Below are 17151 nucleotides of genomic sequence, written 5' to 3'. Positions count from 1 at the left end.
GATGAATAATCTGCACGGAAAGCGAATAGGACATTGAATGGACGCAATAGTAGCTAGGATGGTTACTACTAAGGAAAGACAATGGACACCTCTGGAAGAGGCAAGGACTGAACATCAGGATGATGTAAAGGACACCGCTCAAGGATCAAGTGACGGACGCTGACGAGGATTGTTAGCAGATCAGGATAAGATCAAGGACACCGCTAGGAAGGCGATGAAAAGGAATACGCTGAAGGATTACAGCACACTATCAAGGATTTGATGCATGGAGCACATTTAGTAGCTGGATTGCTGCAAGTAAGACTATAGCCCCGATACGAAAGTATCGGGGTTTTTCTTTTTATGCCTATTGTAGTTTGGCGTATTGCGTAACAAGCCATTTGATTCCTTCACCATTAAAGGCAACCTGAACTCGACTCTGTGGGCCACTACCTTCAAAGTTGATAATTGTTCCTTCGCCAAATTTAGGGTGCGTCACTCTCTGCCCTAAACTAAACCCTGTTTCATTAAAGTTTTCTTTCACTGCTGTTTGGTTAAAGCGTCCGCTCGTAGCTGGCCTACTGACTTGCGCCTTCATTCGAACTTCTTCCAAACATACCTCTGGTAGCTCTTTGATAAAACGAGAAGGTTTATGATATTTATCTTGCCCGTATAAGCGGCGCATTTCTGCATAAGTAATAAATAGTTTCTCTTTCGCTCGAGTCATTCCTACATAACAAAGGCGTCGCTCTTCTTCTAGTCTACCTGCTTCTTCAGCCGACATTTGGCTCGGAAACATACCCTCTTCGACCCCAACCATAAAGACCATTGGAAACTCTAGGCCTTTAGCACTATGTAATGTCATCAATTGAACAGCGTCATCAAATTCATCAGCTTGCCCTTCACCTGCTTCTAATGCTGCATGTGATAGAAACGCTGATAACAGAGTCATATCATCCGCTTCTTCTGGCTTTTCAAACTGTCTCGTTGCTGTAACAAGCTCTTCTAGGTTTTCAATACGAGCTTTCGATTTTTCGCCTTTTTCTTGTTCGTACATCGCGAACAAACCGGAAGACTTGATAACATGGTCGGCCTGTTGATGAAGAGTAAACTCAGATGTGTCATCTTCTAAGGCATCAATTAATTCAATAAACCGACTAAGAGCACCTGCCGCTCTACCAGCAAGCACTTTTTCATTAAGCAGTGCTACGCTTGCTTCCCACATAGTTGCACCACGTTCACGGGCAGCAAACCGAATTGTTTCTAATGTTTTATCTCCCATTCCTCGAGTTGGAGTATTAACCACTCGCTCAAACGCTGCATCATCTCGTCGGCTTGCCATTAGACGCATATAACTTAATGCGTCTCTGATTTCCTGACGTTCGAAAAATCGCATTCCACCATAAATTCTATAGGGTAACCCTGCTTGTATAAGCGCTTCTTCTAACACCCTAGATTGAGCATTGTTTCTATAGAGCATTGCACAATCAACTAATAAGCCTCCACTTTCCTGAGACTCCTTAATCTTACTTACTGCAAAGCGAGCTTCGTCCAGTTCATTATAAGCGGAATACACTGAAATTTTCTCGCCATCATCACCGTCAGTCCAAAGTTCTTTACCCATTCTCTCTGTATTGTTTTCTATTAACTCATTGGCCGCTTTTAGTATTGTTTTGGTCGAACGATAGTTTTGTTCTAGACGAATAGTGGCCACGCTTGGAAACTCTTCAGTAAACTTATGAATATTTTCTATTTTTGCTCCGCGCCAACCATAAATAGACTGATCATCATCTCCAACGATCATGACATGGCTCGTTTTGCCAGCCATCAACCTCAACCAAGCGTATTGGATATTGTTAGTATCTTGAAATTCATCCACTAGAATATGTGAAAAACGTGCCTGATAATGCTCTCTAATAAAATGTTTATCACGCAATAACTCCGTGACCCGCAAAAGAATTTCTGCGAAATCAACCAATCCGGCTCTATCACATGCTTCTTGGTAAGCGGAGTAAATCTGAAGCCACGTTTGAGTAATAGGGTCTTGATAAGCATCTATATGCTTGGGCCTTAGCCCTTCATCTTTCTTACCATTTATCCACCACGCGGCTTGTCGTGCTGACCACTGTTTCTCATCTAAATTTTGTGCTTTTATCAATCGACGGAGTAGTCGCTGCTGATCATCAGAATCAATTATCTGAAAATCTTGCGGCAAATTTGCGTCCAAATAGTGAGCCCTGAGAATACGATGGCATATTCCGTGAAATGTACCATTCCACATGCCAGATGCGCTGCCCATTGTTAACTCTTCGATACGGGCTCGCATTTCTCCAGCAGCTTTATTCGTAAAGGTAACGGACATAATTGAAAACGGTGAGGCATTCTCAATCGCCATTAACCACGCAATACGATGGACCAACACTCTTGTTTTACCACTTCCAGCTCCGGCTAATACCAGCATATTTTCTAGCGGTGCACCTACCGCTTCTCTCTGCTTATCGTTAAGGCCATCAAGTAGCAATGAAGCATCCATCTTTTATTCCTAAATAGGGTTACTGTTTATTTATACATAATTTTACAATTATACATTAATCATCTTGTTTGGCGTTATTTAGTGCACATATTTTCCTGTTTATTTTTATTATAAATTTCAATTAGATAAGTTACTAAATGAGAACTATTTATGATTAAGTGAAATTTTTTATCCACAGTCCCTCTCCTATACATTAAGCAAGTTGATGATTTGCTCGACAATAACAACATCAGCTTTGCCCTACTAAAACAATGGAATGAGTTCAGAGGAATTAAATATGAAAAAGTCTAATCTAGCCGTTACCGCAGCCGTAACTAGCCTTCTAGCAATTGCAGCGACAACTTTAACAACGACTCATGCAGTCGCTGCAGATAAAGAAAAATGCTATGGCGTTGCCAAAGCCGGAAAAAATGACTGTGCTACAAAAACGAGTTCATGTGCCGGTACATCCAAAGAGGACTTCCAAAAAGACGCCTTTATTATGGTGCCATCTGGCCTTTGTGATCGCCTAGCGGGTGGTAGCACTTCATCTAGTTAACTCTTTCTCTAGCGTGGCCCAAACATCCCTTTTTATTGGGTCACGCTAGGTAGCAGGAAGTTTAAGAGGTCTTTATGTTATCTAATTTTCATAGTCAGGTAGGAGTCGGTCTTCGCACTCCTCACATAGATTTTTTTAAAGAGAGTGAACCTAAACTTTCTTGGTTAGAAATCCACAGCGAGAACTACTTCGCAGGCCACTCTCAAGCTAGACACGATCTTCGGACACTCAGAAATAGCTACGATATTAGTTGCCATGGTATTGGTTTATCTCTTGGTTCAGTCGCTCCAGTAAACGATACTCATCTAGCAAAATTAAAAGCACTCATTGATGACGTAGACCCTATTTTTGTTTCAGATCATTTAAGCTGGAGTGAAAATGGTGGACATTACTTCAACGACCTTCTACCGTTACCTTACACCGAAGAAGCCCTTCGTGTATTTTGCCGCAATGTTCTCATCGTACAGGACTATATAAAACAACCTATATTGGTAGAAAACCCCTCTAGTTATGTAAGTTTCGCGCACTCAACTATCGATGAATGGGTGTTTTTGTCAGAAGTTCAAAAGAGAACTGGTTGCTACCTACTGCTCGATTTCAACAATATACATGTCTCGTCTTTTAACCACAGTTTTTCTAGTGAGACTTACTTAGCGGGTATTGATGCAAGCAAGGTAAAGGAGATTCACTTAGCCGGATTTACAAAAAAAATCACCGACAAAGGTGAAATTTGGATCGACACACACAGTAAGCCCGTAAGTGACGAAGTTTGGATTCTTTTTTCTAACTGGATTAATCGTAATGGTGCTAGACACACTCTTATCGAATGGGATTTAGATATTCCAACACCGGAAGTCCTTTTATCACAAGCTCAGATAGCAAGTGAACACTTACACTCGCTAAATAATTCTGTTAGGAAGGTTTCATGACGTTATCGGAGTTACAATCAAATTTTGCCAAGGCACTCCATTATCAAGCCACCGGCAACGATTGCAATATATTGGACAACCGGCTCACAGCAGATGAGCGCTTACAGATCTATCGTAATAACTTCATAATCAGCCTGACTGAGATTTTGCACCTTACCTACCCTGACGTTCTCAGTTTAGTTGGTGAGCAATGTTTCGATGGTTTAGCCCGAAAGCATATCTTGTCTTGCCCATTGCTAGAGGGAAATGTTTCTGGATATGGCGGTCGCTTTTCTAAGACCATTCGTTCAGTGAAACAAGTTATTACCGCAGTGCCTTATCTTGAAGACGTCGCGAATTTAGAGTGGGCTATAGATGAGAGCAGTCAAATGAATGACCACCCTCAGCCAATACCAAATCTCTATGCATTCCAGAAAATTCAAACTCTCAATTCAGACGAACTGGCCAAAGTTCGCTTGTTCTTAAACCCGGCTTGTAAGCTTGTGGAATCCAAATTTGCGGTTTTTTCTATCAGGAATGCCATTAAAAATCACGATTTTGAAAATTTAGATATACACAAAAGAGAGGGTGGCGTTGTATTAGTGTTGAGCAACGACGATCTGTTAGTAGAAAAACTTAGCGTTGATGAGTTAATGCTTATTAAGCAAATTGAATCTCAAATCCCCTTAGGGTTGATTGCCCCAAATATACTTTTACATCTTCAAAAATTAATATCTTTAAACCTGTTTATCGGTTTCCAGATGCATACATAGTCAGGAGTTCATATGACTAATTTACTTCAAAAGTCTTTTACGCATTACCAAACAGCAGTAGACCAACTCCAGCTGGTTTTCATCCCTTTTCTTTTACTCTTTTGCCGCCTGTGGGTTGCTTGGATATTTTTTAATTCAGGTCTAACAAAGATAGCGACCTGGGATAGCACGCTCTATTTATTCGAATATGAGTATATTGTGCCTATCTTGCCTTGGGAATTAGCAGCCTATTTAGGAACTGCAGCCGAGCTAACCCTACCCCTCTTTCTTGCTTTAGGAATATTAACAAGACCGATGGCAGTATTATTATTTGGCTTCAACTTAATCGCTGTGCTTTCATATCCTTTATTATGGGAAAAAGGTTTCTATGATCACCAGTTGTGGGGATTGATGATATTAATCAATATTGTTTGGGGTGCAGGGCTGTTCTCAATAGATTGTTTGATCAAATCTAAAGTACTAAAAAACAATTCAACAAATGGTTATCTATCGTAGATAAAATAGGCTCTTTAGTTTAATGAGCCTATTTATTTATCTAAATATTTTTGTAACTCTTCAGCAGAAATACCTTGCTTAGCTAACTCTTTTGCTAAGATCTCAACCTGTTCGCCTTTACGCGACTCAATAACTTTTTGAAATTGATATACTATATCTCTCAATATATAGATAGGCACTTGCTTTGCTGCACTGCGGATTCGTTCTTCACTTTGATTTCCCAACTCATTGAGCAATTTGCCAAACATTATTTTTTCTGGCGATTCTTCTAATTGCTCTAATACACGAGCCATTTCATAAGTCGTTAATGACATTAGATATATATTTTTCCAGTGGTTAATTAATAGGTATGTGTTTATACACTTCAAATATACACTGTATTCTATGCTTGGAAAACAAACATTCGACTAATTAAAGCAATTATATCAGTTGTACCTTTGATGCCACATTTTTCCCCTATGGCTGAATAAGACAACGATGGCAGGAGCAATCAAAAACATTTGCAAAGCTATTGTATATTGAGCATCTAAATGCAATCTTTGCACCGCACTAACTACAATACCAGCACCACTCATTTGGAATAATCCAACTAACGCTGCAGCCGTTCCGGCTTTGTCACCAAATGGCGCTAAGGCTTTGCCTGCAGCCGTACCTAATACAAGCGCAAATCCGACAGAGGACATGAAAATAGGCAGCATGAATGCCCAAGCAAATTGATGGCTTGGTAACAAAAGCATGAGTGTTCCACCAATTAACATCGTAGTTATCCCGACAGTTAATGCGAATTGTGTACCTTTGTAATCCATCAGTTTTGGTGCAAATAAAGCAGCCATGATATTTATTACAGCGTTAACCCCAAACCAAAACGTAAATTCGTTCATATTTAGCCCCATCTGGTCCATTAGTACGATCGGTGCTGAGGTTACGTAAGCTAAAATCACAGCCATGGAAATCATACATAACGACGCATGAAACAAGAAATTTGTATTTGATAAAACACTAATGTATCGCTCTAGTTTAAATACTTTTTGTTTCTCTAAACTTGGGTTTGTCTCTTTCATACCTATTAGTAAAAGAGTTCCTACGATCACTGCAAAAATGGCCATAAATGAAAAGTTACTACGCCACCCATATTGTTGAGTTAAGTAGCTACCAAGTATGGGGGCTAAGGCAGGTATGAAGCAAATCGCGCCATTTAGATAACTAATCATTCTTCCACTTTTTTCAGGGCCAAACACGTCTCTGACGGTTGCAAATGCGGCGACTGAAGTAGTACACGCGCCTAGTCCTTGCACCACTCTCGCTGTTAGTAGTAATTCAATGCTATTAGCCAACCAAGCCATATACGCACTTACCGCGTAAATATATACTCCGCATATAGCAATTATCTTTCTTCCATATCTATCAGCTAGAGGTCCAGCAAACAACTGACCTACTCCCATAGAAAATAAGAACCATGTGATTGTGCCTTGCGCATAGGTATGTTTCACGTGAAACGTTTCTGAAATCAAAGGTAATGCAGGGAGATAGATATCAATTGCGAGTGGACTAAATAGCACTAACATAATGAGTAACGATATCTGAAATCTGTTGGTTGGTATCTTGTTCATTAATATAACTTCGTTGAATCGCGGTAAGTGCGAATCATATATGGCTACTGATATGACCTCAAATGGCTTATAATCATTTGCATTATTCCTGCTCGGAATTTCTTTATGAACCTAGAAAACCTATCCCGTATAGACCTGAATCTTTTAGTTTGTCTAAAGGTGCTTTTTGAAGAACTTAACGTAACGAGGGCCGCTAACCGATTATGTTTGAGTCAATCCGCAGTAAGCAAGTCGTTAGCCAAGTTACGTTTACAGTTCAACGACCCTCTTTTTGTTCGTACTTCTCATGGACTTAAGCCCACTCCCAGGGCTCTCAATTTAGTTCCTAAACTTGATCGATTAATAATTCAGTTAGAACAGATCAACCAACCTGACGAATTTAGTCCTGATACATCTCACCAAAAATTCAATATCGCTTTAGTTGAAAGTGCATACCCACTTATTTTACCGCATTTTTTACCCGCACTATTTAGCAAAGCACCTAACGTCAGTATAAGTTCTCATAACTGGTCAGATAATACATTTGAGAGTCTGCGTAATGGTGAACTGGACATCGGAATTACCGGCCGAGACATAGATATCACCCATGCAGCATTAACCATGCCGACACCAAAATATATATCCGAGACTGAAATATATCGTGATAGACAAATGTGTGTTGTACGCAAAGACCATCCAATTCTAAATAAAGACTGGAATCTTGACCGATACTTAAACCTTAGACATATTCAAGTTAGATGTGACGGTAGCGACCGTTGGCTATTAGACTATAAACTTGCAGAAAGTGGGCTTGAAAGAGACATTGCAATTACGGTCCCTGACTTTAATAGTGCTTCGGCACTTTGTACGTATTCTGATTTCATTTTTACTGCACCAAGTTACTTTACGCGACTTGTTGCTGAACATTATGATTTAACCGTAATTCCACTGCCTATGGCCTTCCCTCCTATGGCCTATACTCTATTTTGGAGTTCTGACAGAGGAAATGACCCGGCACTTCATTGGCTGAAATCTCTGATTATAAGCAAGACTCAAAATTTGCGATAACTCATATACTCTGTATATTTTACCATTTTTATATTAAGTTGTTTTAAACAATTAAAGCTATCTACAACAAGGAACATTCATGGATACAGTAATTTCGCAACGAGTCAAATCTATTCGAAACTGGCTCACTGCTAACAACTATGATGCTCTCATCATTCCCCACGAGGACGAATTCTTAGGCGAGTATGTTCCAGAACACAATGAACGTCTAATGTGGGCAACTGGGTTTACTGGTTCAGCCGGAGTTGCCGTCATATCTAAAACTTCGGCCGCAGTTTTTGTGGATGGTCGTTATACTGTTCAGGTTAGAAATCAAGTCCCGGACGATATTTTTAGCTATCACCACCTAACTGAAGAACCTTTTTGGCAATGGCTCAATAGCCAAAAAAACAGTATAAAGAAAGTAGCTTATGACCCAAGAATGCATGCAGCTTCCTGGCTTAAGAACGTTAAACACGAATTAGTCGAAAGTATCGAACTGGCCGAGTTAACCGTTAATCCAATAGATGAATGTTGGTTAGATCGCCCCGTGCCTAAACTCAGTCAAATGCGCCTATTAGACGAAACTATCACTGGAGAAAGCAGCTCACAAAAAAGGCGAACAGTCGCTGGACTACTCCAAGGAAAAGGAGCCGACGCCGCCATTCTGACTCGATTAGATACAATCTGTTGGTTGCTAAACGTCAGAGGTTTGGATGTATCTAGGTTACCTGTATTATTGTCCCACGCTATTATCTACTCTGATTCAAGTGTTGATTTCTTTATAGAAGAGGACCGTGTATCAACAAATTTTAGTTCACATGTAGGTAGGGGCGTTAATATTGTTAACCCAACCCTTCTCACTACACGTCTTCAAGAGTTAAGAGGTAAAACGGTATTGTTCGACTCTACTTCGACCAATGCCTGGTTTAAACTTCGATTAGAATCAGCTTCTGCTATAGTTATTGAAGAACCTGACCCTTGCTTGTTGCTTAAAGCTGTCAAGAACAACTCTGAGATAGAGGGTATGAAATCAAGTCACGTAGTTGACGGTGTTGCAATGGTCAAGTTCCTTCATTGGTTAGATACCGAAGTGGAACAAAATCGCCTCCATAACGAAGCTACTATTTCAGACAAATTGCAATATTTTCGCGAAACGCACCCAAGTTTGGTTGATCTAAGTTTTGATACAATTTCAGCTTCTGGACCAAATGCTGCAATGTGTCACTACAACCATAACGACCAAGACATTCCTGGAAACTTAAGTCTCAATACACTATATTTAGTAGATTCCGGTGGTCAATATCCAAATGGCACAACAGACATTACACGAACAATCGCTATCGGAACCCCTACCGATGAAATGAAGAAACTTTTTACATTAGTTTTAAAAGGACACATCGGTATAGCAACCGCCACATTTCCTAGTGGCACCACTGGTAGTCAGATAGACGTACTAGCGCGGCAGCACCTATGGGCTAATGGTTACGATTTCGACCATGGAACTGGCCATGGCGTTGGCCACTTCCTTAGTGTCCATGAAGGGCCCCAAAGCATATCTAAAAAACCGAACCTTGTAGCACTGCGTCCTGGGATGGTAGTGTCCAATGAACCTGGATATTACCGCGCAGATAGTTTTGGTATTCGTATTGAAAACCTTGAACTTATTGTACCAAAAGAAACAGGGGGAGATTTCGCGGGACTAGGTTTCGAGCCGCTAACACTGTGTCCTATCGACCTACGATGTATCATTCCAGATATGTTAACGAAACCAGAGCTGCGCTGGTTAAATATTTATCACAAAAAGGTGAGAGCTAACTTATCTCCATTACTACAGGAACATGAACGAAACTGGCTTGTAAGTGCGACATCAGAACTAATTCATTCCTAACCTTACGATAAAACATGCAGTACTTCGTACTGCATGTTTCACGTGAAACATAAAAATGGTGTCTCGTATATGAGCATTAGACTACGAGGTAAATTAGAAACGCGAACTGATAAACGTATAACAATTAAATAGGAGTAATGTGATTATATTAGGTCAATTGCTAACCTTAATCTGTTCAATAACTCGGTCGCGAATTATTCTGCTTCACCAATCTAAACTGAAATACGATAGATAACTATCGCTGATAACTCTTAGCCACGAATAAGAAGCTGGAACCCTAACCAAGCAGCCGAAATACTTAGTAGAACGTTAAGTAGAACGTTTAGACCCATTTTAAAAAATGCTCCCTGTTGTAACAACAAGACGTTATCCATGGAAAAAGTTGAGAACGTTGTTAGAGCTCCCAGAAAACCAAGTCCAATGACTTGCCTCCATGGAACCTGAGATAATAACTCAGTTTCAAAAGCAGCAATTAATAAACCCATCATAAATGAACCAACAACATTTACAGTTAAGGTTCCATAAGGAAACCCCCTACCCATTAATGCAACACAAAGCTCTGAAACCAAATATCGAGAACATGCGCCAAAGGCACCACCGATGGCGATAAAACCCAAAATCGTGAATTGATTCATAACTGACCATTTTGTACAAAAGTTAACGATATTCTATAGGTCTAACTATAAATTGACCAATAAAAAGAACGCATTGTAAGTCTGATAATATCTCACATTAAAAATGTTACAGGAGTAACTTAAGCTGTATATAAAAACAGCTTTTTGAGCAATTAACGTTAGTTGAACTTTGGACAAGTGAAGTTAACTAAGTGGTAGGTCAGTTTTATCTCGGCATTTACCGTTTACTTATGGTGAGTGAGGCGCTATATGAATTGACATCTAATTTCGCAATTCATCAGCGAGATCACTTTGCTGCCAACTAGCCTGACCGATAATGATAACTGAATGCCAATTATCTGTATTTGCATTAGAGATAAATCAAAGTTGTTCTCGATATAAAGGGTAATATTTCTTGCCTGTAGACGCCACTATTCGTATTCGCAGTATGTTCGGATTCTTACCCCTTTAATTACGACTTCTGCTCTTCTGTTGCACGATAAGGCCTCCCAGAGTGCAATTTATCGTGACGTCCTTCAAGGTCATGATCGAGATAAACTTTAACCCATTTATTGATGCTTACTCTGCTAACTTTGAGATACTTAACGATATCAGTACGACTTTTATCATAACAAAAATGAGAAACAGCTTGCTAACACATTCTAATTCGGAAATTGGAACTTGAATTAATCAAGGACAGAAAATCATGCTTTATAAGGAATCATTTTAAAGTCCTTATTAGATCGCATAATTAACCGATTCAATATTGGATACCAAACGCAAAAACGCCCCAGAATTTCAGCTGAGGCTTCGTATATACTGCGTAAGATAATGGCGGAGTGGACGGGACTTGCTCTCTACTGCAATTACGCGCATTCTCCGGCGTGACGGGCCGGCTTCCTCTAACAAAAAGCTAACCAACTGAACGACCACATCACAGGGCATTCTTTATGCACCAAACGCAAAAAAGCCCCAGCATTTCTGCTGAGGCTTCGTATATATTGCGTAAGATAATGGCGGAGTGGACGGGACTCGAACCCGCGACCCCCGGCGTGACAGGCCGGTATTCTAACCAACTGAACTACCACTCCACATGGTATTCTTACATTAACAAAGTCTGACTTAGATGCTTTGTTAATTTTTGCTTCTATCTTTTTCTAAAAAAGATAAAAACGAATAAGAGCCTGGCGATGTCCTACTCTCACATGGGGAAACCCCACACTACCATCGGCGCTATTGCGTTTCACTTCTGAGTTCGGCATGGAATCAGGTGGGTCCACAATGCTATGGTCGCCAAGCAAAATCTTAAAATTCGAAAAGCCAACAAAAATATAAGTTCTTCACACATTCAATGTTCTTCATTGAGTCCACAAAACCCCTTGGGTGTTGTATGGTTAAGCCTCACGGGCAATTAGTACAGGTTAGCTCAACGCCTCACAACGCTTACACACCCTGCCTATCAACGTTCTAGTCTCGAACAACCCTTTAGGACACTTAAAGTGCCAGGGAAGACTCATCTCAGGGCTCGCTTCGCGCTTAGATGCTTTCAGCGCTTATCGATTCCGAACTTAGCTACCGGGCAATGCCATTGGCATGACAACCCGAACACCAGAGGTTCGTCCACTCCGGTCCTCTCGTACTAGGAGCAGCCCCCTTCAATCTTCCAACGCCCACGGCAGATAGGGACCGAACTGTCTCACGACGTTCTAAACCCAGCTCGCGTACCACTTTAAATGGCGAACAGCCATACCCTTGGGACCGACTTCAGCCCCAGGATGTGATGAGCCGACATCGAGGTGCCAAACACCGCCGTCGATATGAACTCTTGGGCGGTATCAGCCTGTTATCCCCGGAGTACCTTTTATCCGTTGAGCGATGGCCCTTCCATTCAGAACCACCGGATCACTATGACCTGCTTTCGCACCTGCTCGAATTGTCATTCTCGCAGTCAAGCGGGCTTATGCCATTGCACTAACCACACGATGTCCAACCGTGTTTAGCCCACCTTCGTGCTCCTCCGTTACTCTTTGGGAGGAGACCGCCCCAGTCAAACTACCCACCAGGCACTGTCCTCACCCCAGATTATGGGGCTAAGTTAGAACATCAAGCATACAAGGGTGGTATTTCAAGGTCGACTCCACTCCATCTAGCGACGAAGTTTCAAAGTCTCCCACCTATCCTACACATGTAGGGTCAATGTTCAGTGCCAAGCTGTAGTAAAGGTTCACGGGGTCTTTCCGTCTAGCCGCGGGTACACTGCATCTTCACAGCGATTTCAATTTCACTGAGTCTCGGGTGGAGACAGCGTGGCCATCATTACGCCATTCGTGCAGGTCGGAACTTACCCGACAAGGAATTTCGCTACCTTAGGACCGTTATAGTTACGGCCGCCGTTTACCGGGGCTTCGATCAAGAGCTTCGACCTAAGTCTAACCCCATCAATTAACCTTCCGGCACCGGGCAGGCGTCACACCGTATACGTCATCTTACGATTTTGCACAGTGCTGTGTTTTTAATAAACAGTTGCAGCCACCTGGTATCTGCGACTCCCGATAGCTCCATCCGCTAGGGATTTCACCGTCAAGAGCGTACCTTCTCCCGAAGTTACGGTACCATTTTGCCTAGTTCCTTCACCCGAGTTCTCTCAAGCGCCTTGGTATTCTCTACCCGACCACCTGTGTCGGTTTGGGGTACGATTTCTTATAATCTGAAGCTTAGAGGCTTTTCCTGGAAGCATGGCATCAATGACTTCACCACCGTAGTGGCTCGACATCGGGTCTCAGCCTAACAATTTCCCGGATTTACCTAAGAAATTAGCCTACACCCTTGAACCTGGACAACCATCGCCAGGCTCACCTAGCCTTCTCCGTCCCCCCATCGCAATTATAAGAAGTACGGGAATATTAACCCGTTTCCCATCGACTACGCCTTTCGGCCTCGCCTTAGGGGTCGACTTACCCTGCCCCGATTAACGTTGGACAGGAACCCTTGGTCTTCCGGCGTGGGGGTTTTTCACCCCCATTATCGTTACTCATGTCAGCATTCGCACTTCTGATACCTCCAGCAAACCTTACAGTTCACCTTCAACGGCTTACAGAACGCTCCCCTACCCAACATAATAAATTATGTTGCCGCAGCTTCGGTGTATAGCTTAGCCCCGTTACATCTTCCGCGCAGGCCGACTCGACCAGTGAGCTATTACGCTTTCTTTAAATGATGGCTGCTTCTAAGCCAACATCCTGGCTGTCTGAGCCTTCCCACATCGTTTCCCACTTAGCTATACTTTGGGACCTTAGCTGGCGGTCTGGGTTGTTTCCCTCTCCACGACGGACGTTAGCACCCGCCGTGTGTCTCCCGGATAGTACTTACTGGTATTCGGAGTTTGCAAAGGGTTGGTAAGTCGGGATGACCCCCTAGCCTTAACAGTGCTCTACCCCCAGTAGTATTCGTCCGAGGCGCTACCTAAATAGCTTTCGGGGAGAACCAGCTATCTCCAGGTTTGATTGGCCTTTCACCCCTAGCCACAAGTCATCCGCTAATTTTTCAACATTAGTCGGTTCGGTCCTCCAGTTGATGTTACTCAACCTTCAACCTGCCCATGGCTAGATCACCTGGTTTCGGGTCTATATCTAGCAACTCGACGCCCAGTTAAGACTCGGTTTCCCTACGGCTCCCCTATACGGTTAACCTTGCTACTAAATATAAGTCGCTGACCCATTATACAAAAGGTACGCAGTCACAGGACGCAATGCCTGCTCCTACTGCTTGTACGTACACGGTTTCAGGTTCTATTTCACTCCCCTCACAGGGGTTCTTTTCGCCTTTCCCTCACGGTACTGGTTCACTATCGGTCAGTCAGTAGTATTTAGCCTTGGAGGATGGTCCCCCCATATTCAAACAGGATATCACGTGTCCCGCCTTACTCGTTTTCACTTAAAATGATGTGTCGGTTACGGGGCTATCACCCTGTATCGCGATACTTTCCAGAATCTTCACCTGCATCATTAAAAGCTTAAGGGCTAATCCAATTTCGCTCGCCGCTACTTTCGGAATCTCGGTTGATTTCTACTCCTCCGGGTACTTAGATGTTTCAGTTCCCCGGGTTTGCCTTATTAACCTATGTATTCAGTTAATAATACTAGCTTATGCTAGTGGGTTTCCCCATTCGGAAATCGTAGACTCAAGTGGCTTTTACTGCCTTATCTACGCTTATCGCAAGTTAATACGTCCTTCATCGCCTCTGACTGCCAAGGCATCCACCGTGTACGCTTAGTCACTTAACCATACAACCCCAAAGGGTCTTTATGTATGGCAAACAACCAAGGTTATAAATCGTTGTCTCTTTATTATGAGCGAGACAACATTTTCGATTTTGCCGGACTCAAATATTAAACAATCTAACCGAAGTTAGTTGTTTCCAAGAACACTTGAATGTGTGTTGGTTTGTTATTACCGAAGTAATAACAAGTACCTATCAATTTCTTTCTAAAAAGAAGCCAATAGGATTTGAGAACTTTTATTTTGACAAATAATAATCAATTATTTATCAGTCAGCTTTCCAAATTGTTAAAGAGCAAAGATTTCATACTTATAAAAATAAGCCAAAACCATTTTTAAATATTCTTTTCTCTGTGCAGAGTAAAAACACTTAAAGATGGTGGAGCTATGCGGGATCGAACCGCAGACCTCCTGCGTGCAAGGCAGGCGCTCTCCCAGCTGAGCTATAACCCCATCAGTTGGGTGTTTCTATTGATAACTCATAGTTAATTTGGTGGGTCTGAGTGGACTTGAACCACCGACCTCCCGCTTATCAGGCGAGCGCTCTAACCAGCTGAGCTACAGACCCATTCTAACTTGATCTTTCAGCTTGATTCGTCGTTGTGCTGCTTATCCTCATTCAGTTACATACTTATGTATGCGCCTTCATTCGTTAATGGCACGCCTTGATTCAAACTAAAATCTCTTCGTTATAACAGAAGATATTTCTGAGCTATCATCTCTTTACTTTCTAAACCTAATCAATCTGTGTGGACACTCATCAAGCAATCTATCGTTTAAGGAGGTGATCCAGCCCCAGGTTCCCCTAGGGCTACCTTGTTACGACTTCACCCCAGTCATGAACCACAAAGTGGTAAGCGTCCCCCCGAAGGTTAAACTACCTACTTCTTTTGCAGCCCACTCCCATGGTGTGACGGGCGGTGTGTACAAGGCCCGGGAACGTATTCACCGTGGCATTCTGATCCACGATTACTAGCGATTCCGACTTCATGGAGTCGAGTTGCAGACTCCAATCCGGACTACGACGCACTTTTTGGGATTCGCTCACTATTGCTAGTTGGCTGCCCTCTGTATGCGCCATTGTAGCACGTGTGTAGCCCTACTCGTAAGGGCCATGATGACTTGACGTCGTCCCCACCTTCCTCCGGTTTATCACCGGCAGTCTCCCCAAAGTTCCCGACATAACTCGCTGGCAATTAAGGATAAGGGTTGCGCTCGTTGCGGGACTTAACCCAACATTTCACAACACGAGCTGACGACAGCCATGCAGCACCTGTCTCAGAGCTCCCGAAGGCACTAAGCTATCTCTAGCAAATTCTCTGGATGTCAAGAGTAGGTAAGGTTCTTCGCGTTGCATCGAATTAAACCACATGCTCCACCGCTTGTGCGGGCCCCCGTCAATTCATTTGAGTTTTAATCTTGCGACCGTACTCCCCAGGCGGTCTACTTAACGCGTTAGCTCCGAAAGCCACGGCTCAAGGCCACAACCTCCAAGTAGACATCGTTTACGGCGTGGACTACCAGGGTATCTAATCCTGTTTGCTCCCCACGCTTTCGCATCTGAGTGTCAGTATCTGTCCAGGGGGCCGCCTTCGCCACTGGTATTCCTTCAGATCTCTACGCATTTCACCGCTACACCTGAAATTCTACCCCCTCTACAGTACTCTAGTTTGCCAGTTTCAAATGACCTTCCGGGGTTGAGCCCCGGGCTTTCACATCTGACTTAACAAACCACCTGCATGCGCTTTACGCCCAGTAATTCCGATTAACGCTCGCACCCTCCGTATTACCGCGGCTGCTGGCACGGAGTTAGCCGGTGCTTCTTCTGTAGCTAACGTCAAACAACAAACGTATTAAGCTTGCTGCCTTCCTCACTACTGAAAGTACTTTACAACCCGAAGGCCTTCTTCATACACGCGGCATGGCTGCATCAGGCTTTCGCCCATTGTGCAATATTCCCCACTGCTGCCTCCCGTAGGAGTCTGGACCGTGTCTCAGTTCCAGTGTGGCTGATCATCCTCTCAGACCAGCTAGAGATCGTCGCCTTGGTGAGCCATTACCCCACCAACTAGCTAATCTCACTTAGGCTTATCCAATCGCGGAAGGCCCGAAGGTCCCCTCCTTTCCCCCGTAGGGCGTATGCGGTATTAGCTATCGTTTCCAATAGTTATCCCCCTCAACTGGGCAAATTCCTAAGCATTACTCACCCGTCCGCCGCTCGACGCCTATTAACGCACCCGAAGGATTGTTAATATCGTTTCCGCTCGACTTGCATGTGTTAAGCCTGCCGCCAGCGTTCAATCTGAGCCATGATCAAACTCTTCAATTTAAGTTTTTTTGGCTCAATGAATACTGACTTTAAATTGCCTTTTACTTCTTAGCCAAAGCTAAACAGTAAAGTGTTCTTTAAAGTTCATACCATTCCAACAGAATGATATTTAAATAACTGTGTTCGACACTCGAAAGCATCAAATTAGGTCACTCAGTTCATTGAAACCGATTTTTG

At 42.9% G+C, this 17151-nt stretch carries 11 protein-coding genes, 3 tRNA genes and 3 rRNA genes; 7 read left to right on the top strand and 10 right to left on the bottom strand.

What is annotated here, in order from left to right:
* Positions 1 to 37: 37 nt before the first annotated feature.
* Positions 38 to 163, top strand: coding sequence for a hypothetical protein (locus PGX00_RS02405; RefSeq protein ID WP_272132544.1), 126 nt, complete (start codon positions 38 to 40; stop codon positions 161 to 163).
* Between the two features lie 183 nt (positions 164 to 346).
* Here PGX00_RS02405 and uvrD read toward each other — a convergent pair whose 3' ends face one another.
* Positions 347 to 2512: a DNA helicase II gene (gene uvrD, locus PGX00_RS02400; RefSeq protein WP_272132542.1), complete on the bottom strand. Its 2166-nt coding sequence runs from the start codon at positions 2510 to 2512 to the stop codon at positions 347 to 349.
* Between the two features lie 277 nt (positions 2513 to 2789).
* On the opposite strand from uvrD, the gene PGX00_RS02395 reads away from it, so the two are divergent.
* From PGX00_RS02395 to PGX00_RS02380, 4 genes are all read left to right on the top strand, one after another.
* Complete coding sequence (locus PGX00_RS02395) at positions 2790 to 3050, top strand: BufA1 family periplasmic bufferin-type metallophore (RefSeq protein WP_272132541.1); 261 nt, start codon at positions 2790 to 2792, stop codon at positions 3048 to 3050.
* A gap of 74 nt (positions 3051 to 3124) precedes the next feature.
* The gene (gene bufB, locus PGX00_RS02390) at positions 3125 to 3979 is read left to right on the top strand and encodes an MNIO family bufferin maturase (RefSeq protein ID WP_272132540.1); all 855 of its coding nucleotides are present in this window, start codon (positions 3125 to 3127) and stop codon (positions 3977 to 3979) included.
* Positions 3976 to 4731: an HvfC/BufC N-terminal domain-containing protein gene (locus tag PGX00_RS02385; protein WP_272132539.1), complete on the top strand. Its 756-nt coding sequence runs from the start codon at positions 3976 to 3978 to the stop codon at positions 4729 to 4731. The genes bufB and PGX00_RS02385 overlap by 4 nt, the downstream gene beginning before the upstream one ends.
* A gap of 12 nt (positions 4732 to 4743) precedes the next feature.
* Entirely contained in the window at positions 4744 to 5226 is a 483-nt protein-coding gene (locus PGX00_RS02380; protein WP_272132538.1) for a DoxX family protein, read from the top strand.
* Positions 5227 to 5258: 32 nt separating this feature from the next.
* Here the strand turns inward: PGX00_RS02380 and tsrA are convergent, their stop codons facing one another.
* Both tsrA and PGX00_RS02370 read right to left on the bottom strand, forming a co-directional pair.
* The gene (gene tsrA / locus PGX00_RS02375; protein ID WP_272132537.1) at positions 5259 to 5540 is read right to left on the bottom strand and encodes an H-NS-like global regulator TsrA; all 282 of its coding nucleotides are present in this window, start codon (positions 5538 to 5540) and stop codon (positions 5259 to 5261) included.
* 111 nt (positions 5541 to 5651) lie between these two features.
* The gene (locus PGX00_RS02370) at positions 5652 to 6842 is read right to left on the bottom strand and encodes a multidrug effflux MFS transporter (RefSeq protein ID WP_272137895.1); all 1191 of its coding nucleotides are present in this window, start codon (positions 6840 to 6842) and stop codon (positions 5652 to 5654) included.
* Positions 6843 to 6941: 99 nt separating this feature from the next.
* On the opposite strand from PGX00_RS02370, the gene PGX00_RS02365 reads away from it, so the two are divergent.
* Positions 6942 to 7883, top strand: coding sequence for a LysR family transcriptional regulator (locus tag PGX00_RS02365; protein ID WP_272132536.1), 942 nt, complete (start codon positions 6942 to 6944; stop codon positions 7881 to 7883).
* Between the two features lie 79 nt (positions 7884 to 7962).
* Positions 7963 to 9753: an aminopeptidase P family protein gene (locus tag PGX00_RS02360; RefSeq protein WP_272132535.1), complete on the top strand. Its 1791-nt coding sequence runs from the start codon at positions 7963 to 7965 to the stop codon at positions 9751 to 9753.
* Between the two features lie 251 nt (positions 9754 to 10004).
* Here the strand turns inward: PGX00_RS02360 and crcB are convergent, their stop codons facing one another.
* From crcB to PGX00_RS02325, 7 genes are all read right to left on the bottom strand, one after another.
* Complete coding sequence (crcB, locus tag PGX00_RS02355; RefSeq protein ID WP_272132534.1) at positions 10005 to 10388, bottom strand: fluoride efflux transporter CrcB; 384 nt, start codon at positions 10386 to 10388, stop codon at positions 10005 to 10007.
* Positions 10389 to 11381: 993 nt separating this feature from the next.
* Positions 11382 to 11458, bottom strand: a tRNA-Asp gene (locus PGX00_RS02350).
* 91 nt (positions 11459 to 11549) lie between these two features.
* Positions 11550 to 11665 (bottom strand): 5S ribosomal RNA (gene rrf, locus PGX00_RS02345).
* 92 nt (positions 11666 to 11757) lie between these two features.
* Positions 11758 to 14650 (bottom strand): 23S ribosomal RNA (locus PGX00_RS02340).
* A gap of 372 nt (positions 14651 to 15022) precedes the next feature.
* Positions 15023 to 15098: transfer RNA gene (locus PGX00_RS02335), tRNA-Ala, on the bottom strand.
* 38 nt (positions 15099 to 15136) lie between these two features.
* Positions 15137 to 15213, bottom strand: a tRNA-Ile gene (locus tag PGX00_RS02330).
* 209 nt (positions 15214 to 15422) lie between these two features.
* Positions 15423 to 16974: ribosomal RNA gene (locus PGX00_RS02325) — 16S ribosomal RNA — on the bottom strand.
* The 16S, 23S and 5S rRNA genes sit together here with 3 tRNA genes alongside, the layout of an rRNA operon.
* Between the last annotated feature and the right edge of the window lie 177 nt (positions 16975 to 17151).

It is taken from the genome of Vibrio algarum (assembly GCF_028204155.1).
GTDB lineage: Bacteria > Pseudomonadota > Gammaproteobacteria > Enterobacterales > Vibrionaceae > Vibrio > Vibrio algarum.
The sequence above is the reverse complement of the archived record's forward strand: the minus strand, read 5'-3'. Positions and strand labels throughout refer to the sequence as shown.